Origin of the sequence: Gardnerella sp. KA00243 (genome assembly GCF_049244105.1) — a bacterium.
Taxonomy (GTDB): Bacteria; Actinomycetota; Actinomycetes; order Actinomycetales; family Bifidobacteriaceae; genus Bifidobacterium; species Bifidobacterium leopoldii.
Window position 1 is genome coordinate 787,069 of the sequence record NZ_CP058375.1, and the last position, 24,263, is coordinate 811,331.

General features: G+C 43.4%; 18 protein-coding genes. 1 reads left to right on the forward strand and 17 read right to left on the reverse strand.

Annotation, left to right across the window (positions count from 1 at the left end; all coding sequences use genetic code 11):
- The first annotated feature begins 40 nt into the window (after positions 1-40).
- Entirely contained in the window at positions 41-787 is a 747-nt protein-coding gene (locus HXT50_RS03065) for a Bax inhibitor-1/YccA family protein (protein ID WP_004118787.1), read from the forward strand.
- A 626-nt stretch (positions 788-1,413) separates the two neighbouring features.
- Here the strand turns inward: HXT50_RS03065 and tuf are convergent.
- The 17 genes from tuf to glnA form a co-directional block, all read right to left on the reverse strand.
- Positions 1,414-2,613 (reverse strand): elongation factor Tu, encoded by a 1,200-nt coding sequence (tuf, locus tag HXT50_RS03070; protein WP_004118785.1) that lies wholly within the window; start codon positions 2,611-2,613, stop codon positions 1,414-1,416.
- A gap of 168 nt (positions 2,614-2,781) precedes the next feature.
- Entirely contained in the window at positions 2,782-4,911 is a 2,130-nt protein-coding gene (gene fusA, locus HXT50_RS03075) for an elongation factor G (protein WP_004107409.1), read from the reverse strand.
- A gap of 42 nt (positions 4,912-4,953) precedes the next feature.
- Positions 4,954-5,424, reverse strand: a complete 471-nt coding sequence (gene rpsG, locus HXT50_RS03080; RefSeq protein WP_004107405.1) for a 30S ribosomal protein S7 — start codon at positions 5,422-5,424, stop codon at positions 4,954-4,956.
- Positions 5,425-5,427: 3 nt separating this feature from the next.
- Complete coding sequence (rpsL, locus tag HXT50_RS03085) at positions 5,428-5,799, reverse strand: 30S ribosomal protein S12 (protein ID WP_003813881.1); 372 nt, start codon at positions 5,797-5,799, stop codon at positions 5,428-5,430.
- Between the two features lie 267 nt (positions 5,800-6,066).
- Positions 6,067-7,317, reverse strand: a complete 1,251-nt coding sequence (locus tag HXT50_RS03090) for a cell division protein FtsQ/DivIB (RefSeq protein WP_421777011.1) — start codon at positions 7,315-7,317, stop codon at positions 6,067-6,069.
- Between the two features lie 52 nt (positions 7,318-7,369).
- Positions 7,370-8,932 carry a UDP-N-acetylmuramate--L-alanine ligase gene (gene murC, locus HXT50_RS03095; RefSeq protein ID WP_064340274.1) on the reverse strand — a complete coding sequence of 521 codons (1,563 nt, stop codon included), beginning with the start codon at positions 8,930-8,932 and terminating at the stop codon, positions 7,370-7,372.
- On the reverse strand, positions 8,932-10,131 hold the full coding sequence (locus tag HXT50_RS03100; protein WP_004118776.1) for a UDP-N-acetylglucosamine--N-acetylmuramyl-(pentapeptide) pyrophosphoryl-undecaprenol N-acetylglucosamine transferase: 1,200 nt from the start codon (positions 10,129-10,131) through the stop codon (positions 8,932-8,934). The genes murC and HXT50_RS03100 overlap by 1 nt, the downstream gene beginning before the upstream one ends.
- A gap of 51 nt (positions 10,132-10,182) precedes the next feature.
- Positions 10,183-11,394, reverse strand: a complete 1,212-nt coding sequence (locus HXT50_RS03105) for a peptidoglycan glycosyltransferase FtsW (protein ID WP_410295820.1) — start codon at positions 11,392-11,394, stop codon at positions 10,183-10,185.
- Positions 11,395-11,908: 514 nt separating this feature from the next.
- Positions 11,909-13,510 (reverse strand): UDP-N-acetylmuramoyl-L-alanine--D-glutamate ligase, encoded by a 1,602-nt coding sequence (gene murD, locus HXT50_RS03110; RefSeq protein WP_064340270.1) that lies wholly within the window; start codon positions 13,508-13,510, stop codon positions 11,909-11,911.
- 24 nt (positions 13,511-13,534) lie between these two features.
- On the reverse strand, positions 13,535-14,638 hold the full coding sequence (mraY, locus tag HXT50_RS03115) for a phospho-N-acetylmuramoyl-pentapeptide-transferase (protein WP_004107386.1): 1,104 nt from the start codon (positions 14,636-14,638) through the stop codon (positions 13,535-13,537).
- 78 nt (positions 14,639-14,716) lie between these two features.
- Positions 14,717-16,306 carry a UDP-N-acetylmuramoyl-tripeptide--D-alanyl-D-alanine ligase gene (locus HXT50_RS03120; RefSeq protein ID WP_064340269.1) on the reverse strand — a complete coding sequence of 530 codons (1,590 nt, stop codon included), beginning with the start codon at positions 16,304-16,306 and terminating at the stop codon, positions 14,717-14,719.
- 99 nt (positions 16,307-16,405) lie between these two features.
- Positions 16,406-17,449, reverse strand: coding sequence for a hypothetical protein (locus HXT50_RS03125; protein ID WP_032842547.1), 1,044 nt, complete (start codon positions 17,447-17,449; stop codon positions 16,406-16,408).
- 42 nt (positions 17,450-17,491) lie between these two features.
- The gene (locus HXT50_RS03130) at positions 17,492-19,333 is read right to left on the reverse strand and encodes a peptidoglycan D,D-transpeptidase FtsI family protein (RefSeq protein WP_421777012.1); all 1,842 of its coding nucleotides are present in this window, start codon (positions 19,331-19,333) and stop codon (positions 17,492-17,494) included.
- Positions 19,333-19,920, reverse strand: coding sequence for a hypothetical protein (locus tag HXT50_RS03135; RefSeq protein WP_004107375.1), 588 nt, complete (start codon positions 19,918-19,920; stop codon positions 19,333-19,335). The genes HXT50_RS03130 and HXT50_RS03135 overlap by 1 nt, the downstream gene beginning before the upstream one ends.
- A 1-nt stretch (position 19,921) precedes the next feature.
- Positions 19,922-20,947 (reverse strand): 16S rRNA (cytosine(1402)-N(4))-methyltransferase RsmH, encoded by a 1,026-nt coding sequence (rsmH, locus tag HXT50_RS03140; protein ID WP_032835539.1) that lies wholly within the window; start codon positions 20,945-20,947, stop codon positions 19,922-19,924.
- 11 nt (positions 20,948-20,958) lie between these two features.
- On the reverse strand, positions 20,959-21,771 hold the full coding sequence (gene mraZ, locus HXT50_RS03145) for a division/cell wall cluster transcriptional repressor MraZ (RefSeq protein ID WP_004107368.1): 813 nt from the start codon (positions 21,769-21,771) through the stop codon (positions 20,959-20,961).
- Positions 21,772-22,871: 1,100 nt separating this feature from the next.
- Positions 22,872-24,209, reverse strand: coding sequence for a type I glutamate--ammonia ligase (glnA, locus tag HXT50_RS03150; RefSeq protein WP_004107357.1), 1,338 nt, complete (start codon positions 24,207-24,209; stop codon positions 22,872-22,874).
- Positions 24,210-24,263: the final 54 nt, after the last annotated feature.

Below are 24,263 nucleotides of genomic sequence, written 5' to 3' on the forward strand. Positions count from 1 at the left end.
TCTTGACAGCGTTTTATTTCATAGCTGTTAAGGAGAAATAATGACAAACTTTACTCAAGATTATTACGGAAGCGGTGCTCCTGAGGTTATTGACACTCAGGCAACATATGCTTTTGAAGAAGCAAAAAGAGTTTCAGTAGGACGCACTTATGGCGAAATGACGCTTGGATTGATTGTTACAACTCTTGTGGCACTGTTCACTCAGAGCGGTAATTTCTGGCTTAGATTTATGTTTGCAACCCGCGGATGGGGTTGGATGATGCTGGCAATTGCTCAGGTTGTGATAGCAGTTGTTCTTGGAACGCGTTTAATGAAGATGAGTGAGACAACAGTACGAGTTTTGTTCTATGCTTATGCTGCTTTAACAGGATTCACTTTAAGCTCAGTCTTTCAAGTATTTAGCCTTGGATCCGTGGCATTAGTGTTTGCTTTAACTGCAGGATTCTTCCTGTGCTTGACAATGCTTGCACTTACTACAAAAAAGGATTTGCTTAAAGCTGGTCCAATTTTAATGGTTGCATTACTTGTATTCGTTGTTGCGCAAATTATTATTTCGTTTATTGGGCAAGATACTGGAACCATGCGTCTTATGGCTGGAATTGGCATCGTTATTTTTGCAGGTTTAACAGCTTACGATGCTCAGCAAACTCGCGCATTACTTGCACAATATGAAAATCAGCCTGAAATGGTTAAGAAAGTATCTATTTTCTGCGCATTCCAGCTGTTCTTGGACTTCATTAACATGTTCATCTACTTGCTAGAGTTGCTTGGAGATAATAGAGATTAGTAGTTCTGATTTTCTAAACACAAAAACCCTGCTGAATTCGTTCGGCAGGGTTTTTATTTATGTGTTCTGTGTTCCAAACATGGGCGCGACGACATGCTTGAGCGCAGCATTGCGCGCGCGAAAGCAACTCGGAGTGCCGAGCTTGCTCAGGGTTGAAAGCACAGTGTGCTTTCAACGCAAGCGAGGTCTGTCTTCGTCAATAAAGATGAAGACAGGGCAGGTTAGTGTGGTAGTTCATTGGGAGGGAGGTTGTGTTTTGTGAGCGCGACGACATGCTTGAGCGCAGCATTGCGCACACGAAAGCAACTCGGAGCGCCGAGCTTGCTCAGGGTTGAAAGCACAGTGTGCTTTCAACGCAAGCGAGGTCTGTCTTCGTCAATAAAGATGAAGACAGGGCAGGTTAGTGTGGTAGTTCATTGGGAGGGAGGTTGTGTTTTGTGAGCGCGACGACATGCTTGAGCATTAACCACAACCGTGCTTCGCATGCCAAATCGCGCTTTGAAGGAGCTTGAAATCATTGGGATTTCAAGCTCCTTCAAAGCGCGCACGAACATAATAAAGACCCCGCGGGGAAACTCGTGGGGTCTTTATTAAGCCTTAGCTAATATTTTCAGTTAGAGAAAATACTAGGCAAGAATCTTGGTCACACGACCGGAACCAACGGTACGGCCACCTTCACGAACTGCGAAGGTCAAGCCCTCTTCCATTGCGATAGCCTGGATCAACTCAACAGTGAAGGTTGCGTGATCGCCTGGCTGAACCATCTCAACGCCGTCTGGCAAGGTGATAACGCCGGTGACGTCGGTGGTGCGGAAGTAGAACTGTGGACGGTAGTTGGAGAAGAACGGCGAGTGACGGCCACCTTCGTCCTTGGTCAAGACGTAAACTTCGCCTTCGAACTTGGTGTGTGGGGTCACAGAACCTGGAGCAGCCACAACCTGACCACGCTCAACGTCGGTACGGTTGATACCACGGAGAAGAAGACCAGTGTTATCGCCAGCCTCGGCCTCATCCATCTGCTTGTGGAAGGTCTCGATGGAGGTAACGGTGGTGGTCTGAGTTGGACGCAAACCAACAATCTCAACTGGGGTGTTGATTGGGAGCTTACCACGCTCAACACGACCGGTGACAACGGTACCACGACCGGAGATGGTGAACACATCTTCGATTGGCATCAAGAATGGCTTGTCAAGATCGTGAGTTGGGGTTGGGATGTACTCATCAACAGCCTTCATGAGCTCCTTGACGGTCTCTACCCACTTCTCGTGATCTGGAGCGTCATCGTGCAAAGCACCGTAAGCAGAGGTGCGGATGACTGGGCAGTCGCGATCGAAGCCGTTTTCTTCGAGGAGGTCACGAACCTCTTCTTCGACGAGGTCGATAAGTTCTGGATCATCAACCATATCGCACTTGTTCAAAGCAACGAGGATCTTCGGGACACCGACCTGCTTAGCGAGCAAAACGTGCTCACGGGTCTGAGCCATAGGACCATCGGTAGCAGCAACCACGAGGATTGCGCCATCCATCTGAGCAGCACCGGTGATCATGTTCTTCACGTAATCAGCGTGGCCTGGAGCGTCCACGTGAGCGTAGTGACGCTCAGCGGTCTGATACTCGATGTGTGCGATGTTAATGGTAATGCCGCGTTCCTTCTCTTCTGGAGCGGCATCAATCTGATCGAAGTCATACTGAGGGTTCAGATCTGGATACTCGCCATGCAGCACCTTAGAAATAGCCGCGGTCAAGGTAGTCTTACCGTGATCAACGTGACCAATGGTACCAATGTTAACATGCGGCTTAGTACGCTCGTACTTTTCCTTTGCCATGTGTTTGTCCTCCTGGACGTCTCGTAGTTTGCCTCACACATTTGTGAGAGGTCTTTCGCTACATATTACTGGGTTTCTGGGTTAGGTGCCACTTCGGTGCCAGAACCCAGTCAACGTAGGAAATTCTAGCGTTGACCGGGGACAGAAAACACCGAAGTAGCGTGCGCTTTATTCGCCGCGCTGAGCCTTAATAATCTCGTCCGAAACGGCCTTCGGGACCTCCGCGTAAGAGTCCATCTGCATGGTGAACATTGCGCGGCCCTGAGTCTTAGAACGAAGATCGCCAATGTAGCCGAACATTTCGCTCAGCGGCACCTTGGCATCGATAACTTTCACGCCAGTAGCATCAGTCATAGACTGGATGTTACCGCGACGAGAGTTCAAATCGCCCATGACATCGCCCATGTACTCTTCTGGAGTACGGACTTCGACAGCCATAATTGGTTCGAGAATTACCGGATTAGCCTTAGGAGCAGCTTCCTTGAAGCACATGGAACCTGCAATCTTGAAGGCCATTTCCGAAGAATCGACATCGTGAGTCTGACCGTCGGTGACGGTTGCCTTTACACCCACAACTGGGAAGCCAGCCAAAACGCCGGATTCCATAGCTTCCTGCACGCCTGCATCGATTGAAGGAATGAATTCCTTGGTGATGTGGCCGCCGGTAACTTCGTTGACAAACTGATAGGTTTCGCCAGATTCTGTGTCGAGAGGCTCGAAGTTCATCAAAACCTTTGCGAACTGACCAGAACCACCGGTCTGCTTCTTGTGAGTGTATTCCTGGTTCATAACAGCCTTACGAATCGTCTCACGGTAAGCAACTTGTGGCTTACCAACGTTCGCTTCGACCTTGAACTCACGACGCATACGATCAACGATAATGTCAAGCTGAAGCTCGCCCATACCGGAAATCAAAGTCTGACCAGATTCCTCATCGGTCTTAACCTGGAATGTAGGATCCTCGTCAGAAAGCTTAGCCAAAGCCAAGCTCATCTTTTCCTGATCAGCCTTCGTCTTTGGCTCCACAGCAACCTCGATAACAGGATCTGGGAATGTCATGGATTCCAAAGAAATTGGGTTCTTTTCGTCGCACAAAGTATCACCAGTGCTGACGTTCTTCAAACCAACGAAGGTGTAGATGTTACCAGCTTCAGCTGAATCTACAGGATTTTCCTTATCAGCATGCATCTGGAAGATCTTACCAACGCGTTCCTTCTTGGACTTCGTGGAATCGTACACGGAATCGCCTGGCTTTACTTCGCCAGAGTAAACGCGCACAAACACGAGCTTGCCATAGAATGGATGGGTTGAAATCTTGAATACCAATGCTGCAAATGGATCTGTATTAACTGGCTTACGGTCAATTTCAACAGATTCGTCACCTGGCTTGAAGCCCTTAATAGATGGAACATCTTCTGGGCTTGGGAGGAAGTCGACAACAGCATCCAGCATTGGCTGAACACCCTTATCCTTGAATGCAGAACCGCAAGTTACTGGGAATGCCTTACGCTCAATGGTAAGCTTACGGATACCAGCGCGCATTTCTTCTTCAGTAAGTTCGCCAGTTTCAAGATACTTCTCAACCAGCTCATCGTCAGCTTCAGCAACCTGATCCATAAGCTCAGCACGATACTGTTCTGCACGTTCCTGCAAATCTTCAGGAATGTCAACGGTGTCATAGTGAGCACCCATATCGTCCTTAACGTCATTCCAGACGTAAGCCTTCATACGAATCAAGTCAACAACGCCGACGAAGTCGTTTTCAGCACCGATTGGAAGCTGAATAACGAGTGGAGTTGCACCGAGCTTCTCCTTGATGGTCTTGACAGAATAGTAGAAATCAGCGCCAAGCTTATCCATCTTATTGATGAAGCAGATACGTGGGACGCTATACTTATCAGCCTGACGCCACACGGTTTCGGACTGAGGTTCCACACCTTCCTTACCATCGAAGACTGCTACAGCACCATCGAGCACGCGAAGGGAACGTTCCACCTCAGCGGTGAAGTCCACGTGGCCTGGGGTATCGATGATGTTGATCTGATAGCGATCATCAACGTCATGAGTCTGACGCTTCCAGAAGCAGGTAGTTGCAGCAGACTGAATAGTAATACCGCGCTCCTGCTCCTGAGCCATGAAGTCCATGGTAGAAGCACCATCATGAGTTTCACCGATCTTGTAGTTCTTACCAGTGTAGTAAAGAATACGTTCGGTGGTAGTAGTCTTACCAGCATCAATGTGCGCCATGATGCCGATATTACGAACCATATTCAGGTCGTTAAGCACATCTTGTGCCATATTCTTATCCTTAGCTCTTTAAGATACCGATTATCTTGTGGATTACCAGCGATAGTGAGCAAAAGCCTTGTTTGCTTCTGCCATCTTGTGGGTATCCTCGCGGCGCTTCACGGAAGCACCCAAGCCATTGGAGGCATCGAGAATTTCGTTGGCCAAACGCTCAGCCATAGTCTTTTCACGACGAACACGTGAGAAGTCAGTAAGCCAGCGGAGGGAAAGAGTGTTTGCACGAGCAGGCTTAACTTCGACTGGAACCTGGTAAGTTGCGCCACCAACGCGGCGAGAACGAACCTCAAGATTCGGACGAATGTTATCAAGAGCGCGCTTCAATACAGAAACTGGCTCCTGCTCGGTCTTTGCCTTCACCTGCTCAAGAGCGGTGTAGACGATGTTTTCTGCGATGGACTTCTTACCATCGAGAAGGATTTTGTTAATCAACTGAGCCACGACGGTCGAGCCGTAGATTGGATCAGGAAGCAGTTGATGCTTTTTTGCAGGTCCTTTACGTGACATGTTTTACTTCGCCTTCTTTGCTCCATACAGGGAACGACCCTGCTTGCGGTCCTTGACACCCTGGGTATCTAATGCGCCACGCACGATGTGGTAACGCACACCTGGGAGATCCTTCACACGGCCACCACGCACGAGCACGATGGAGTGCTCCTGCAAGTTGTGACCTTCGCCTGGAATATAGGCGGTTACTTCAATACCAGAGCTGAGGCGCACACGAGCAACCTTACGAAGCGCGGAATTTGGCTTCTTAGGAGTGGTGGTGTACACACGGGTGCACACGCCACGACGCAGCGGGCTACCCTTCAAGGCCAAAGTCTTTGACTTTTTCGGCTTGGCCTGACGTCCTTTACGGACAAGTTGTTCAATCGTAGGCAACTTAAGTTCTCCGATTCATTGTTATTTTCTATTTGGTGAAAACCGCCACACTGCAGCACACCATAACCAAAGAATCGGTTAAAGAGTAAAAGCCACAGTCCACCGGCCCGATGGCCCTCGCACCTCCAGCCACACATTACTGCGCACTATCTTTGGCACTTGGGATATCCCAACACGCACGCCTATAACATAAGGCACGCCGTTGGCACACACGAATTACTATTATACACCTAATCTTGACAATGCAATTAATAAAGTTTTAAAACCTTATTTAAGAATTGGACGCACAGGAGCAGACACATCTAAGCTGCGTTTGTTTCCAATTTTACTAGGATCATCAATAATCTTGGCAACAATAGCTTTCTTTAACTCAATCTGAGATGAATTGCCCCATATGATAGTTTTTTTAACATCCCCTAATTCTGTTTCGACAGAATCTTGAGTTTTTGCACTAACTCTCGTAACTCTAGCTCGCAAAGATTCCGAAAGTGAACTAACAATTTTTACAGCTTCAAGTACCGCTCTATTATTCAAACTTCTTTGCACATTTGAAACTTCAATAACAGGTATTCCTTGTGTTGTAACTTGAGCTACGGCATTTAACACGCGACCTTTAGCGTCAACAGCAGTTAATTTATTGCTATCTCGAGTTTTGAGCATTGCTGCAGGACGTTGCGCATGTACAGAAACATGCAAACCATTAGGAAAATTCTTAGAAACTTTTGCTTCAGTTACGCCAGGAATATCGTTAAGTTGGTTAATTACTTCTTGAGAAGAAACTAAAAATAGTGATTTACCAACCTGAGTTGACGCAATTGAAGCAATTTTTTGCTCACTCACCCACTCGTTAGATCCAGAAATACTTATATCGCTAGACTTAAGAAGAAAAACTGGCGAGAAGAATAAAAACCAAACAATCGCCGAAACAGAGGCAATCACTGCAAGAATTGCAAGAATTCGTTTAACAGTAAATTGCAAATAAGCAGATTTACGTTCTTTCAAACGCTCTCGAAAATTAATTATTCTAGGACGAGTAATCATTCCAAGAGAACCAGAAGTTTGACTTAAAGTTTTTCTTACAAAATCAAGCTTCGGCAAAAGTCTAGCGTCAACAAACTTACCTTGATGATTTTTTTCATTAACATCAGCTACTCGTATTTGCGATGTGTTTTGGCTGATTATATGCCTTTGGAAACGCTGGTCTTTGCGCAACGACGAAGCAGATCTAGGTTTAGAAATATGAATTTTTTCATCACGCGTTTTTTTGATACTAGATTTTTTTATATTAGATCTTCCGATATTAGATTTCGCACCACGCGCTATGCCACGCAATACACCACTACGCAATTCATTATTAAGCAATTCAGCACTACGAGACGCACTACTACGAGACGCACTATTGCTGGATTTATTACTACGAGACTCTTCAGTACGCGCAATATTAAGACTTGAAACGGTACGACGATGCGAATTATTTGCATCAGCATCGTACGATTTGCTTGACCTCACGCGACCCATAATTGCCTCTCGTAATAATTTATTTATATTTTAATCGCTTAATTTCAAAGCACTACAATGCTTCTAGCATAACAGACGTCATAGCAGTAATACTTCCTGCACCAACTGTAAGCAGCACATCACCAGATTTTGCACGCAAAGCCAGTTTCAACGCAGCTGCGCGCATATCGTCAACCGCTTCAATTTTTACATCAAGATTCTGTGATTTTGCAGCTTTAACAATAGTTTCAGCATTAATATTTGGAAAATCTTCCTGCTTTTCGCGAGCTGGGAAAATTCCTGTAACAATTACATCGTCTGCAAGAGCCAAAGATTTTGCAAACTCATTAGCAAAAGCCTGCGTTCTGGAGAACAAATGAGGCTGAAACAGCACGCGAAGAGTAGAAGAAGTGTACTTTCTTCGAGCAGCGCGCAATAATGCAGCTATTTCAGTTGGATGGTGAGCATAATCGTCCACAACTGTTACACCATCAACACATCCACGAATATCAAAACGACGAGACGCACCTCGGAAGCTTTCTGCACCACGAGCCGCATTTTCTGGATTCATACCGAGCAATACTGCAGCAACAATAGCTGCAGAAGCATTAAGAGCATTATGCAAACCTGGTATTAACAAGCTAACTTGCACCTTGTTCGAACATTTAGTATGCTCATCCAAAATTTTTTCTGGCAATACAAGCGTAAACATTTCGCGACCACTTACAGCTTGCTCATTTTCATGCTCAATACTTGCGAAGATAGCTAATTTTTGTACGCGCGAGCTGAGTTTTAGGCTCCAAGTATCCAAATTACCGTAAGCAATTGTTTTGTTTAAAATATTATCCGGCATAGCTTCAAGTACTTTTCTAGCACCTTCGTCTTCTGCACAAATTATTACGTTATTAACAGCATGACTTACGTGCTCAACAAATGCTTCTCTGTATCGTTCACTAGAGCCGTAATGATCCAAGTGATCTGCTTCAGCATTTGTTACGATTGCAATACTTGGGCTGTATTTTTCAAAACTTCCGTCAGATTCGTCAGCTTCAGCAACCATAACAATTCCATTACCAGCATGACCGCCGTCTAAAACTGTTCCGTCTGCGGCTTGAATAGATCCGCCGATTGCGTAGCTTGGATCAGCCAAATCGCCTACTGCAGCCACAGTTAATATATGAGAAAGAAGTGAGCTAGTAGTTGTTTTACCATGCGCTCCAGCAACAGTCACACCAGTTTTTGCAGATAATAATAACGCAAGAATATCGCTGCGATGAACAAGTTTTATGCCGCGCTCATATGCTGCCATAATCTCCGGATTGCTCGGTTTAATAGCACTTGAATACACGAGTACATCTGCATGCTCAACATGTGAAGCACTTTGTCCAATTTCTACTTCAATACCTAATTCTTCCAAGCGTTGAGTGTGATCATTTGCTTCACGATCGCAACCGCTTACGCTTACTCCCTCTTCATGCAACATTTCTGCCAGAACACTCATTCCAGCTCCGCCAATGCCAATAAAATGCACTCGCCCTAGTTTTGAAATAGTTTGCGAATCATCAAACGCTGATTTTACTGGGTTTAAATCAATGTTGTTATGAGATGAAGTTGTATTGCTATTAAGATTAGTCATTACTTTCTGCCTTCTTTTGCGATTTCAAGAATACGCTTCGCCATAACGTCTGCAGCATCACGAATACCATAATTCCAAGATTTAGTGCGCATAGCTTGTAATTGCTTTTTGTTTTGCAATAAAGCTAATCCTTCATCTATAAACCACTTCGCATTGAAATCAGCATCATTTACCATTAATGCTCCCCCTGCATTTACTACAGGCTCAACATTGAAACGCTGCTCGCCGTTGCCAATAGGCAATGGCACGTATACAGCAGGTAAGCCAAGTGCAGAAATTTCTGCAACCGTTCCAGCTCCTGCACGACATATAACTAAATCTGCACAAGCAAAAGCCCAATCAATACGCTCTAAATATTCTGCAATATGATAATCGCCACAACCAGCATGCTCTGGTTTAATATCGTTTATTTGCGATTCACCTACTTGCTTTGCAACTATATCTCGCACTTCTTCCGCTTTTGCGCGACCAGTCAAGTGAATTACTTGCGCATGTTTTAAAATATCTCCTGCTGCTGCAGCAACAGCTTGATTTATGCTTTTTGCACCCAAAGATCCGCCGGTAACAAGAATAATTGGACGTTTAGGGTCAACGCCAAGTTTTTGCGCACCTTCAACGCGAGCGGAATCATAATCTTTTTCTAATCTTTCACACAATTGAGAAATAGCAGGTCTAAGAGGTAAACCAACTCTTTCAACTTTGACACCTTTTCGTGTGCGCAAATCAGTATTCCCATAAACTGTTCCAACAGCATCAGCCCAACTTGCACCTAAGCGATTTGCCATTCCAGATTTAGCATTCTGCTCGTGAATCACAATAGGAATATGCTGCGCATGAGCTTGAGAATATACTGGAGCAGAAGCATAGCCACCGAAGCCCACTACTATATCTGCTTTTCTAGCGGCTAGTATATTTCGCACCTTGCGTTTTTCGCGCATCCATCGAATTGGAAACTTAATTGCATCTAGATTTGGCTTACGTGGGAACGGCACTTTTTCTATAGTGTCAAGTTCGTACCCTGCATTCGGCACAAGACTTTTTTCCAAACCAACTTCTGTGCCAATTACACTAATTAACGCTTCAGGATTGAGCTTTTTAATCGCGTTTGCAACAGAAAGCAAAGGATTGACATGACCTGCAGTACCCCCGCCTGCAAGAACAATATGCACTTCCTGCTCAATAGCATTATCAAACTTCATTTCACTACCCTTGTTATAACTTTCATATTATAAAAAAGTTGTAAATACTTACTACTTCGATATAGTAAGTTGCGGATTGGAACGCATAAGACCATCAGCTACGCCAATTGCAACCAAACACATAACAAGCGAAGATCCACCTGCGGACACAAACGGCATAGGCACTCCCATAACCGGAAGTATTTGCACAACAACAAGAATATTAACTAATCCTTGGCCTACAATCCACGTTGCAATACACATTAATACGATTGAAATAAATTGCGATTTCGCTTTCAATGCTGAAGATAGTATGCACCAACCAATAATTACGTATAGCAAAATTACTGCTGCTGCAACCAAAAAGCCCATCTCTTCGCCAATAATAGCGAAAATAAAATCATTGTGAGCGTAAGGCAAATAATTCCATTTTTCACGAGAGTTTCCGATGCCAACGCCTAATAGTCCACCAGAAGCCATTGCATATTGAGCGTGAATTGCTTGGAAGCAAACGCCTTTAGCTGCTTTTGCATCGCATCCGTGCAAAGTAGCAAGAATACGTCGCATACGATTTTGGCTTGTCAAAACAAGTATAGCGACCATAGCAATAGCAATAAAAATACTTCCTATCAGCCAGCGCGTAGGGAATCCACCAAGATAAAAAGCTATAAGTGCAATAAGAATAATAATTAAAGCAGTACCAAGATCCTTACCTGCAATAACAAGCAATAACGATACGCCGAGTCCTGCTGCTACAGGAATATATGCGCGCATTTGCACACGCTCATATGCTTGTTTTGCAGCAATCAAAGCTATTGGAAGCCAAATACATAATGCAAGTTTTGTAATTTCTGCAGGCTGCAAAGTAATAGGGCCGAAAGCAATCCAACCAGCATTACCATTAACTTCACGTCGTAAACCTGGAACAAATGTTAAGAACTGTGCAATAACAGAAATAATGTAAATGACAGCAACGTATCGTCTATAAACTGTAACTGGAAGTCGAGAAGCGAAAATATAGCCAATTAAGCCTAAAACGCAATACATTGTTTGGTTTACGCCTTGACCCCAAGGTGCAATTCCGTAGGTAATCATAGTTACTGAAGAACTAGAAAACACCATGAATAAGCCAAAAATCGACAGTATAACCACTGATACTCGCATGCCGTATAAGCACCACAGTGGGTTAGTTAAACTGCGCAAGCCAACATACTTCTTTAACTCTGAATCTTGAGTTTTGCGCTCTAACGAGTTTTTTGAGTAGTCTTTTTTCGAGGAAAATATTCCAGATACAGTATGCGCTAATTTTGCGTATTTAATTGACTTTGCCGGCTTTGCTGTATTTGCTGGTTTCGCTATCTTTGTTAGCTTTGCAGGTTTCACAGGATTTATAGTATTTACAGGATTTGCTTGCTCTGCAGGCTTTATTAAATTAGCCCGTTTAGTTTGTTTCGCTTGTTTCGCAACCTTCGACTTCTTTACATCTTTTACAAATTTTACAGATTCATTGAAAGAAGAACCTACAGATCTGCCAACTTTAGTAACAGAATTACTTACGGACTTACTTACAGACTTTCCTACAGATTTGCCTAATTCCTTACCCGCTTTGCTTGCATACGCTCCTACTTTGCTTATGGACTCGCCTACTTTACTTGCTGAAGTCCTAATAGATTTTTTAAAAGATTCAAATTTTTGTTTTTGGGAAGAATGAGAAGAATCTGAATCTGCTTCAATATGATCTTCCATAATAACTTCTGAGACTTTGCGCGCTAATGAACGCAAAAACTTTTTAGGCTTATTACTGTTGAACACCATGATTATGCACCCATCGTTGAGATTCTTTAGCAAAACGATTGCCGCGATCGGCGTACGAAACAAATTGATCCATAGAGGCACAAGCAGGAGCAAGCAGAACAACATCACCAGGCTTAGCATAACGCCCAGCAGCTTCTACAGTTTGACGCATAACAGCCTCACCGAATGAAGAATCAGGATTTACAAGCGAAGTATTCTCAATATTCTCACAAACTAAGTCATCAACGCAATCATATGATTTAGCGCAAGAACCATCCTGTGAAACAATAGTTACTGGAATGTGAGGAGCTGAACTGTGAAGAGCTTCAACAATTGGACGTTGATCTATTCCAATAACAACAACTGCTTTAATCACATGAAGTTGGTTTGCAATTAAATCTTCAAAATGACCACCTTTAGCTAAACCGCCAGCAATCCAAACAACCGAATTATTAGCAAAACTAGCTAAAGATGCACAAGCAGCATGAGCATTAGTTGCTTTAGAATCATCTACAAATCTAATACAATGCGAAGGATTTTCATCTTCAGACATCAAAGTCGCAACTGTTTGAATGCGATGACCTCCAGGAGCAAATTCGCGTAAAGCACGAACTGAAGAATCTACGTCACCAGTTAAACCTAAAGATAAAGCTAACGCAGTAAGAGCATCAGCTAATAAATGCGGATACACACTGCCATCAGGCTCGCACAGATGTTTTAGCTCACGCAATTCGACAATAGGTTTTAGAGTGCCTTTAGTTCCTCCAGCAACACCGCTGTTATCGACAATCCAACCGTCTTTTACGCCAATTTCACCATCTTTAGGCTCTCCTAACGTAAAACCAATCTTTTTACAACCATCAGCAACTTGTGCACAATCTGCCAATTTGCTTACACGCTCATCTTGAGCATTGTAAACCAAAGCTTTTTGCACATTATTAAATACTTTTGACTTGTCACGAGCGTACGCTTCCATGCCACCATGCCAATCTAAATGATCAGCAGCAATATTAGTAATAGCAGCACAATCAAGAGCTAAAGAATCAGTGAAATGCAATTGGAAAGAGCTTAATTCAACGCATAAAGCATCATGCTCACATTCCAAAGCAGCATGTGACACAGACTTTCCAATATTTCCCACGGCTGGAGCATTTAATCCGCAAGCGGTTAGCATTGCAGAAGTCATTTCTGTAGTAGAAGTCTTACCATTTGTGCCAGTAATGCCAATCCAATAAGCAGGTTTATTCGTGCGCTTAGAAGGTACGCGCAAGCGCCACGCTAATTCAACTTCGCTCATTACTGGAATATTGCGCGATGCAGCTTCTTGCAAAAATGGCGTGCGAGGGTTAAATACTGGAGATGTAACAACAGCATCGATTTTAGACCAGTCTATTGCTGAAAAATCATGTATATCGGCATCAGGCTTATTTTCGTCTGCAGTCACAGTCTCAGATCCAACAGCGCGCAAAACCTCAGCTGCGCCACGACCCGAAACTCCAAGACCTGCAACTAATACACGCTTAAAAGCAAATGCTTTATCGCTTGTGCACGACTTACAAGTAGATTCAGACGAAACAGATACTCCATTGCCATCGACAATATTCATATTGAAGCCTTCCAATTTTTGAAATTAAATAAGCAAGCCAGAATGCCCTGCCCAATCGGCATAGAACATCATAAGTGCAGAAAGCACAAACATAAGCTCAATCATCCAGAATCGCACAACAACCTTAGTTTCCGTCCAGCCGAGCAATTCAAAATGATGATGAATAGGAGCCATTTTGAACACGCGCTTATGCGTAGCTTTAAAGAATCCAACTTGAATAACGTCACTTGCAGCTTCCATTACAAATAATCCACCCAAAATCACAGCCAAAAACTCTGTGTGAGTTGCAATAGAAAGAGCTGCAAATAATCCGCCTAAAGCCAACGAACCAGTATCTCCCATAAATACTTGAGCAGGATTCGAATTAAACCACAAGAATCCAAAGCAAGCAACAGCAGCGCAAACAGCAATAATAGTTAAATCGAGAGGGTCAGAAACAGCGTAAGAGAATCCAAAATGACCGCCTCCACGCACATGGTAGCTTTCCCAAAAAGCAATCAAAGCGTAACCAGCAAAAGCAATCATAGAAGATCCAGAAGCTAAACCATCAAGTCCGTCAGTCAAGTTTACAGCGTTAGACCAAGCAGCAATAAGGAAATTAACCCAAACAATAAATACTACGATTCCTACACCTTTACCGAGTATAGAAAAATCAAAAAATGGTTTTTCAATAAAACTCATTCCAGGTTGAGCGCTAGCAATACCAGATTGAGTTGGCAATAGCAATGACAAAAGCGCGTAAATACTTGCAAAAATAATTTGACCAGTAAACTTCGCATGTACAGAAAGACCAAGATTCTGCTTTTTACGAACCTTAGCAAAATCATCAATAAAGCCAAGCAAACCCATTGAAAGCATTGCAAACAGCACCAAAACAGCAGACCATGAAGGCGAGCGACCAACAGAAACATATCTATAAAGAGCAGAAGCAGCCCAACCTGCTACTACAGCAAAATTAATAACAACACCGCCCATAGTTGGCGTGCCGCGCTTTACTAAATGAGATTGTGGTCCATCTTGGCGAATGTACTGACCGTAGTGCAAACGATGCACTAAACGAATAAGCAAAGGTGTGCCAACAATCGTAACTACGAGCGACACCACAATTCCTACAATAAGCGCAATCACCGCTTAACCTCCGTTTACTGTTCTGTTTGCTATAATACTTAATTTATTAATTTCACACTTATATTGAGCATCGAGCAGTTAAATATTTGCCCAATGTTCAGCAAGCACGCTCAAGCCTGAAGCATGAGAGCCTTTCAATAACACAACACTACTCGGATGCTCGGCCACAAGTTTCCAAACAATATCATCAGCCTCATTCGCACTGTGTACAAAATAGACTGCCTCATGAGAAGAAGGTAGTTTATTATTCCAAGAAGAACGCGCACCTTGAGCAATACAGTGAGCTAATTTATCTAAGTCAGAGTCCGTTTTCGAACCAACAGCAACAACCGCATCGACACTCGAATTTGCCACATATTCTCCAATATTTGTGTGCAATTCATCTTCGTTGCTGCCAAGCTCCAACATAGAACCAAGAACCGCTATACGGAAAGGTTTCGAAGATGCACTACAAGAATCATTTTCATAAGCGCACAAACCATCGATTCCTGCTTTCATAGAATCAGGATTTGCATTAAAGGAATCATCAATAAGTGTAAATTTCTCGTCATTCTTAGAAACTGTACTCAATTGCATGCGATGCGGGCTAATATGCGAAACTTTAGACAGCACAGAAGCAATATCATCTAAAGTCATTCCCAAATATCTGGCAACATTTGCTGCTGCAAGCGCATTCATAACATTATGCTCGCCTTGTATAGCAAGATGCACTTCAATATGATTCACTAAATCAGAAGAATTAATGCGTTCAGTGATAGTAAAAACTGCTTTACCAAAAGAATCTAACTTTATATTGCTAGCTGAAAGTTGGTAGTCATCTTTACTAGCTGATTCCAGCAATCCGTTTTTAGCATTTCTACCAAACCAGCGCACATGCTTATTCTCTACAAGACAAGACATTGCAGAAACTCGCTTATCGTCGGAATTTAATACTGCTATGCCATGTGGCAAAAGCCCACGCACAATCTCACTTTTTGCTTGCGCAATTCGCTCAACTGAGCCAAATTCACCTAAATGAGCAACACCAACTTTAAGCACTATTGCGAGATCCGGAGGAGCAATATGAGTTAAATTGGCAATTTCGCCAACATGGTTAGCACCCATTTCTGCTATTAAAAATCGAGTATTACTGCCAACTTGCAAAGCAGTAAGAGGCAAACCAATATTATTATTAAAAGATCCAACAGGAGCAACTGTTTCGCCTAGCGTGCTCAACAAAGCCTTCAACATATCTTTCGTTGTTGTTTTGCCAACGGAACCAGTGATACCAATAATAGTGAAAGGTTTGTTAAGATTGCGGCGAAGTTCCAAATTATGTTTAGCTAGCAAACCCAGCGCTTCTACAGAATTATTAACAACTATTTGATTGAGATTAGTGCCTTCGACAACATGTTCAACAATAGCTACAACAGCTCCAGATTTTTCAGCATTCTTTACATAATCATGACCGTCAACATGTTCACCAACTATAGCTACGAACACAGAACCTTTACGGATTTGACGAGAATCACTAAAAACGGAATTTGCAACTAAATCTGTGTCACAACTATTAAACTCGTGCATTTCCCCATGAACAGCGTTAGCAATTTCGCTTATATTCATAGGCATCATATCAGCATAATCTAAACTCTTAGCATTGCTAGCACACGAAGTTTCAACACAACTCATAACATCCTCCAAATTAGCCACATAATTAAAAGCTCTTAAACAAAACTCACGCAATTAATTTATTTGAAAACTCGAATGAAATCAGCGCTTCAGCACAATTCAGTGCAATTCATGCGAAACTCGCAGCGCACTTTTAATAGTCCCACGACGAACACCAGCAGCTAACACCATTGCAATAGATAATGAAAGATGCCGCTGTACATCATTGCCACCAATTTGATCCGCTAATTCAGCTAATTCGTCAGACTCAGCCGATCTGGTAACACAATAAGCGTGCTCTCTTCCAGAAAAACCATAACGTTGACGCAACGCATAAAAACTCATGCCGGTTGCATATGCCGGGTAAAGCGGTGAAGAAGATATCTTTGCGCTAATTTTCACATTTGAGGCTGCATCTTTAAATTCAGAATTAGGTTCAGATTCAGAATTAGTATCAGAGCTATCTTTAGACTCAGTATCAGATTGAGAATCAGATCCTGCGCCAGAATTGCTTTCATTCTGAATTTGCTCAACGCCAAGAACATCAATACTAACGGATTGCAACGCATTCTTAGCTAAAGTTGCAGAATTAAGTGCAATAACAACAGCTGCGGCACCATCTTCTGCACACACGGATAAAGCATGCTGTACATCGGCAATATTTAAAGGATATTGCAAAGACAATTCACGCTGTAATGAAGTAGATCCAGCATCACTAATAACACCAACAGGATTGCCTAACATATGCAAAAAATCAGCTAATCGCAAAACGTTAGCATGGATCTCATCATCATCGTCACCAGCAATCGCAAATATTGCGACGCATGAAGAAGGATCTGCATTAATATCGCAAGCAAGCTTGCCCAAAGCAACTGGATTAGCAGAAGAAACAAGCAAAGGTAGACCTAAATCTGCAGCCTCACCACGAAATTCTGGTGAAACTAATGCAGCATATGCCCCAGCATCACGTGCAGCCTCAAGCTGACGACGATCAATATGACCAATTGGCACAAATAATCCACCAGGACGTACATGACGCACATCATGAGCAATAGAAGTAATAGTTACCTCTGAAGCAAACGCAGGAACAACTTCAAAACCATAATTTTTTGCAGCAAAACCTAGCGTCACCCTAATTCTAGAGTATTCATCAACCGCACTCATTGCACACCCTACTTTATAGACAACAACATTGTAATGCGTACACTACCAATTCACAGGAACAGGATTTGTGCGTGGAGAAGAAGCTGGAATATCATACTTTTGCATTAAGAATTCTCCAATAGTTTTGAACAGTGGACCTGCAGTCATACCACCATAAATACCTTGTGGATCACGCAAAACAACTGTTATGACGAAGCGAGGATTATCTGCTGGTATAGCACCCGACCAGTCGCTGATTGTAGAGCTAAGTTTACCATCAGCGCCAGCAACTTCAGCTGTACCACTCTTTGCAGCAACACGATAACCATCGACACCAGCAAATCTATGATAATGCTCACCAGAATTTTCCAAAGCATTCATCATTTGTGCAGCAACATTTTCATCCAAAACGCGCGTTCCTGCAGGGCGAGAAGACTTTGTAACCCTACCATTAGGATCTATAACGGATTTAACTATTGACTGACGCAATCTCACGCCTTTATTTGCAATAGTTGCAATCGCATTAGTAAGCTGCAAAGCATTCACTGCATAACCCTGACCAAACAGAACGGTATCTTTTTTACGACCATCCCAAGCTTGAACGCTAGGAAGCAAGCCGCGAGATTCTCCTTGTAAATTCAATCCCGAGTACTGACCAAGACCAAATTTATAAAGATACTCATAGCGTTTATCTATCGGATATTTTTCACCAGCCATAACCATACCGACGTTAGAAGATTCTGAAAGAATACCAGCTAATGTCCAACGCTCAACACCGTGGCTAACAGCATCATGGAATGCTTGACCGTTCTTATTGAGAGTATTAGGAACAGCAAATTTATCAGTAAGCTTATGCGCACCAGTTTGTAACATTCCAGACATTGAGAAAGCTTTACCAATAGAACCAGGCTCAAAGGTTTGGCTTACAGCTCTAGAAACATTCACCTTAGCTTGCGTTGTTCCAGCTTTAATCTCATCAGTATCTTCCAAAGCAAGTATTTCGCCAGTATGAACATCTTGCACTACTGCAATACCCCAAGTTGCATGATATTTTTTCTTGCCATCAAGCAAAACTTTTTTAACATACCAATCGACATCGCTATCGATTGTGAGCTTAACATCGCTTCCGTTGATTGCAGGCTTAGATTCAGTTACAGTACCAGGAATTTTCTCATTTCCTGCATTATTACCTTGATAACGCTGATATCCGTCTACGCCGTTCAAAGTTGCATCTTTAGTAAATTCAAGACCTGTAACACCAACCTCGCCTTTACGATCTTTAATATCTTTACGATTAACTTCATCGGCATTAGCAACAGCACCAATCACAGATCCAAGAATAGGACCGCTTGAATATACTCGTTCACTACTGTTCTCTGCATAAATACACCCAGAAAGATTCAAATCGTCAATGGCACGTTTCATTGCAGGAGTCACGTTACGTTTCAATAAAACGTAACGACCAACGCCAGCCAGCTTTCCACCAAGTTCTACAGAACTCATGTGCAAAATCGGAGCAAGCAAACGGGCGACCGCCACAGCGCCCGTGCCTTCTACAGGCTTGCCATTAAGCATATGACAGTTATGCTCGGTTTGTTTTGTGCAAGGAGTCGGCACAAAAGCCTGAGCATTAAGTGGATCTCCAATAATATTAAATCGCTCAACACTTTGAGCCAACACAGCACCATTAGCATCAAGTATGCGACCACGACGTGCAAGAATTGGTCGCACACGACTACGCTCAGCCTGAGCTGCTTGCGCTGTTGAACGAGCATTAATAATCTGTATAAAACTTAGCTTTACTATTGCACTAACACCAATTAACGCAAAAACAATTGCAATTACGGTGCACTTACGCGCAAATATCTGCTGAGAAGCGAAACGTTGTTTGATTAAGTGGCGCATCAATGTTTCTCCTGTTTTGCTTTCTGTTGATATTGACGATTTTGTTGTTCTTGTTTTTGAGTTTTATTTGAGTTATTAGTTTGTTTTTCGTGCTTAGTTTTCTCAGAATGACCATGTTTTCGTTTTGCTGCATAATCACTCAAGTCAATAGAAATAGAACCTTGTTGCGGAACCATTCCCATTCGTTGCGCTCTTGCAGGAAGTTCAGATTCCAAAGTATCTAATTTCGCTTGACGAGCTTCCACATCCTGATGCAAACGAGAAATACGCATCTGTACTGCAGTTTGGTCGAAGGAAATCTCTGCCATTTGCGTACGCAAAAGAAGCGAAGTCAACAACGTAACAACCATAAAAATCACAATAATCATGCAATTTACAAGAGGTACTTTGCGCGTATTGCTCCATGTCATAACCTTGCGGAATCGTTCAAGCACAGCAGAAGATTTACGTTGAGATGGGTTAAACGCCGAAGGAGCAGAATTATGTACGTATTCTTTACGAGTCGAATTATCTTTAGTACGACCAGCTGGAGCTGAAGCAGAAGACGCAGAAGAGCGCAAAACACGATTTTGCATGTTCAATACCATGTCAGCGACCTCCTTTTATAGCTTTACGACCAGCCGCCTCATCTTCAAGCCTTGGAATCCAACGCTCAGGAATAGGTCGGCATAATTCGACAGCGCGTAAACGAACTGAAGAAGATCTAGTGTTATGAACAATTTCTTCTTTAGAAGCCTTCATAGCTCCGCGAGTAAGAGCTTTAAAGAACGGCTGAGCATCGTCAGGGATAACAGGCATGTTTGCAGGAACATCAACGGTTAATCCTTGATTCATAAAACGTTTTACAGCTGTATCTTCCAATGAATGATAAGATTCAACAACTAAGCGACCATGCTCACGAAGATGCAAAGCAATTTTAGGAAGAGTACGGCTCAATTTATCTAATTCACCGTTCACTTCAATACGCAAAGCTTGGAACACTCGTTTTGCTGGATTTCCAGTAGCGCGATGAGCTTTCGGAATTACAGAGTCAACTAAGCTAACCAACTGACCCGAAGTAGCAATAGGCTCCGTAGCGCGAACTTCAACAATACGACGAGCAATAAGAGACGCAAAACGTTCTTCACCATACTCGCGGAAAATTCTAGTTAATCCTCGAGAATCATAAGTAGCTAAAATCGTTGCGGCAGTAGTTGCTTGCGTTGTATCCATACGCATGTCAAGTGCTGTATCGTGAGAATAAGAAAAACCGCGATCAGTTTCGTCAATTTGCAAACTTGAAAGACCCAAATCCATAAAAGCAGCATCAATACCGTCAATGCGGTTTTCTCGTAGTACTTCATCAATCTCATCGAACGCCGCATGTGCAGGAATAAAACGATTCTCAAGGCCTTCACTACGCATTCTTTGCGTTGCTAACGAAAGTGCTTCAGCATCACGATCAATACCAATAAGTGTTGCAAAAGGCGCAGCTTTAAGAAAAGCAGTTGCATGACCAGCAAGACCTAAAGTGCAATCTACTACTATTGCGCCTTTATGTTGCAAAGAAGGAGTAACTAAATCAACACAATCTTGCAATAATACCGGTGCGTGAATAGCTGTAATGTCTTTCATAACATCAGTCATCACATCACCGCCGGAAGTACATCGTCAGCAATATCCGCATAACCTTGCTCACGATCGGCAAGATACTCTTCCCAAGCAGATTTATTCCAAATCTCTGCACGCGTACCAACACCAATAACGACAATTTGATCGCCCAAATTGGCGTAATCTCTTAACATTGGCGGCACAACAATGCGTCCCTGCTTATCTGGCTCTTCATCAACAGCGCCAGAAAGGAACACGCGAAGATAATCGCGAGCTGACTTGTTGCTCATAGATGTGCGCTGAATTTGCGTTGTCATACGCTGGAACTCAACCATAGGCAGCACGTAAACACAATGCTCTTGACCGCGAGCCATAACAAAACCAGTTCCGAGCTGAGAACGGAATTTTGCAGGAAGAGCAACACGACCTTTATCGTCAATTTTTGGAGTATAAGTGCCTAACAAAATAGGTGTTGCTGGATGAGTTGACACAGCTTCTTGATATTGAGAAGCATAAAAAGGTGCAACTGGCATAGCCGCAGCTTGTGCAGACGAATCAGCAGCGCCGGACGGAGTGGAGGTGAAAACCGGTGCTGGCATATATTGCTGCATTGCTGGCATAACAGTTGGAGGCATACCATAATAACCCTGAATTGACTGCTTAGATTGTATAGGTTGAACAGGCTGAACGTATTGTTGCTGAGGCACTTGTGAATCTTGCATTTGCAGTGGCATCTGCGATTGCTGAGAAACATTTGGATCAGCAGCTGATTGAGCCTGATTTATGGAATGCGCAGAGGAAGAATTGGCGTTATTGCGCGGTTGCTTATTAGCAGCACGACGTGCCATACTCCACCTCCTTAACTCAACATGTACTATGCCATTTACACGTTGCTCACCATTTTACCCCATTCCTCCCCAAAAATCCCCACTTTTTTACAAAATTTTTGATTTTTTTGAAGCAAATCACCAATAAAAACAAAAGACACGCATGCAGCGCTCAAGCAGGTCGTTACGAACGCAGTCGACCATCTGCACCAGTAACAAAAAACGACCAAAACTTTATAGCGGTGTAAAGAAACGGTCGCCTACGCGCGAAAAAACGGCAGAAACTGTACAGCGGTGTAAAGAAAAAGCCGTTTGCGCGCCAGAAAACGACAGAAACTGTACAGCGGTGTAAAGAAACGGTCGGCTACGAGCGAAAATCCGACAGAAACTTTACAATCGCGCTGCTAGCGAATCGATACACGCGTTAAATATTTTTGCAGTCAATAGAAAATGTCGAAAACATCTTGCGATTATGTATTTTCGACAGTTTTGGCTTGCGTTTTGTTTATTTCACCAAACGATTTGGTATTTTCGACATTTTAGTAAGCTGCAAAAATCGTAAAAACGCTTGGAACGCAGCGCGACGTCTGCAGCAGTGTCCCAAAACAAGCGACAAACGCCGGAGAAAAAACTCCAGCAAATGTTCATGAAGCTTTGCAGTAATGCTTCTGCGAACGGTAAGTATTTATTGTCTATAGAACACTAGCATTCGTGCTGCTGCACACACCACACCATACGCACCTACCACATCACAAAACAACGGTGAGTGGATTTACGAGTGGGAGATAGGAATTGCTTGTCGAGCAATATAAAAGCGGAACGATAGTAATAATCTTGTTGATAAATACTATTTCTGCAGAAAAAGTAATTAAAAAACTAAACTTAACTATGCAACCGCTAAGTCCAAATAAGGTATAAGAGCGGAGCGCTGCGAGATAAGTAATTCCTATATCACACAGACACTCCAGAAACCCGCCAGCCAAACGCCAGGCAACGCTCGCGCGGGTAACGCACTCGCTGCTGAGCTTGCACGGAAAGTCCACTGGACTTTCCGTTTGAGCAAGCTCACGCTCCGAGTTGCTTTCGCGCGCTAAATCGCAGCGCTCAAGCAGGTCGTCACGCTACAAACGCGGCAAATACTTCTCAAGTTCAAAAGGCGTAACCTGGCGACGGTACTCTTCCCACTCTTGATGCTTATTGCGCAAGAAGTACTCAAAAGCGTGTTCACCTAATACGCTTGCAACGAAGTCCGAGCGCTCCATAATCTTTAGTGCTTCATCCAAGGATTCTGGCAATGGCTGAATACCCATTGCTTGACGCTCAGCATCAGTAAGCTCCCACACATCGTCGCTAGTTGGATCGCACAAAGTCATTTGCTTTTCAATACCATCCAAACCAGCAGCAAGAAGCACAGAGTAAGCAAGATACGGATTCGCTACAGGATCTAGCGCGCGGAATTCCATTCGGCAAGAATTACCTTTACCAGGCTTGTATTGCGGAACACGCAGAAGTGCAGAACGGTTGCTATGACCCCAGCAAACATAGCTAGGAGCTTCCGCACCACCCCACAAACGCTTGTAAGAGTTCACATACTGATCAGTTACAGCGCAAATTTCTGAAGCATGATGCAAAATACCAGCCGCAAATTGACGCGCAATAAGAGACATATTAAATTCTTGACCAGCCTCATAAAAAGCGTTCGTATCACCTTCGAACAAACTCAAATGCGTATGCATACCAGAACCAGGCTGATCAGTTAAAGGTTTTGGCATAAAGCTTGCGTACATTCCGCGCTCAAGAGAAATTTCCTTAACTACAGTGCGGAAAGTCATAATATTATCCGCGGTAGTAAGAGCATCTGCATAACGCAAGTCAATTTCGTTTTGACCAGGACCACCCTCGTGATGCGAGTATTCTACAGAAATACCCATTTGCTCAAGCATACTGACTGCGCTACGACGGAAATCCATAGCCGAACTTCTAGGAACATGGTCAAAATATCCACCCTCATCAATCGGCACAGGAGCTTTGGACCAATCATCCTGAGCTTCAAACAAATAAAACTCAATCTCCGGATGCACGTAAAAAGTAAATCCTTTTTCTTTCGCTTTTGCGAGCGCAGTCTTTAAAACGTGACGAGGGTCTCCCAGCGAAGGCTCTCCGTCTGGAGTTAGCACATCGCAGAACATGCGCGCTGTGCCTTCCGGACCTCCATGCCATGGAAGAATTTGGAACGTCGACGGATCCGGCTTCACAATCATATCGTCTTCTAGGACGCGAGTCATGCCTTCTATTGCTGAGCCGTCGAACCCTATTCCCTCTTCAAAAGCTGCTTCTAATTCAGCAGGGGCAATAGCAACAGATTTAAGCGTGCCTAAGACGTCCGTAAACCAGAGTCGAATAAAACGCACGTCTCGCTCTTCAACAGTACGTAGAGCAAACTCTTGTTGTCGATCCATAATAAGCCCCTTGGGTATCATCCGGTTGTATGCATAGTCACGCACATATGCATA